1 protein-coding gene is annotated in these 1,054 nt (G+C 64.4%); it reads left to right on the top strand.

Translation table 11 applies throughout. The features are described 5' to 3' along the window. Positions 1 to 91: 91 nt before the first annotated feature. Positions 92 to 1,054: efflux RND transporter permease subunit (locus tag AC04L7_RS19470; protein WP_475513812.1), on the top strand; the 963-nt coding region annotated here is incomplete at its 3' end.

Genomic DNA, 1,054 nt, shown 5'->3' with positions numbered 1-1,054 from the left:
GCGCAACGACGCCGAGGTAACGGTGAACAACAAGGTGCAGCCGGTGACCGAGGCCCAGCCCAAGCCCGAAAACCGTTGACGGAGCGCCGGCATGAAATTCACCGACATCTTCATCAACAAACCGGTGCTGGCCATCGTCGTCAGCCTGTTCATCCTGTTGTTCGGCCTGCGCTCGTTCACCGAATTGAACGTGCGCCAGTATCCCGAGTTGCGCAACGCCGTGGTCAACATCAGCACCACGTACTACGGCGCGGACGCCGATCTCATCCAGGGCTTCATCACCACGCCGCTGGAGCGTGAGGTCGCCAGTGCGGAAGGCATCGAGTACCTGAGCTCCACCAGCTCGGCCGGCGTCAGCGTGATCCAGGCGTACATCAAGCTGGAACAGGACCCGAACGAGGCGCTCACCCAGATCGCTGCCAAGGTCAACAAGATGCGCGGGCAGCTGCCGCCGGAGTCGGAAGACCCGGTGATCGACCTGCAGCAGGGCCAGCAGATCGCGGCGATGTACGTGTCCTTCGCCAGCGAGACGCTGGACAACAACCAGATCACCGACTACCTCACCCGCGTCGTCCAGCCCAAACTGGTCACCGTCGCCGGCGTGCAGCGGGCCGACATCCTCGGCGCCGGCACCTTCGCGATGCGCGTGTGGCTGAAGCCGGACCGGATGACCGCCCTGCAGGTCACGGCCAGCGACGTGTCCACCGCGCTGTCGTCCAACAACGTGTTGGCGGCGGTGGGCTCGACCAAGGGCCAGATGGTGGCGATCGACATGACCGCGCGCACCGACCTGCGCAGCGCCGAGGAATTCCGCCAGCTGATCATCCGCGAACAGAACGGCGCCATCGTGCGGCTCGGCGATGTGGCCGACGTGCAACTGGGCTCGGAAAGCTACGGCACGTCGGTCCGCATCAACGGTGAAGCGGCCACGTTCATGGGCATCTTCGTGTCGCCGGATGCGAACTCCCTCGATGTCATCAAGAACGTGCGCACGCTCTGGGACAACGAGATCGTGCCGCAGCTCCCGGAAGGCATCAAGGCGACCATCCCGTAC

The organism is Pseudoxanthomonas sp. LjRoot204_2 (assembly GCF_056175765.1).
Note: the sequence above shows the minus strand (reverse complement) of the source record. Positions and strands in the feature narration are given on the sequence as shown.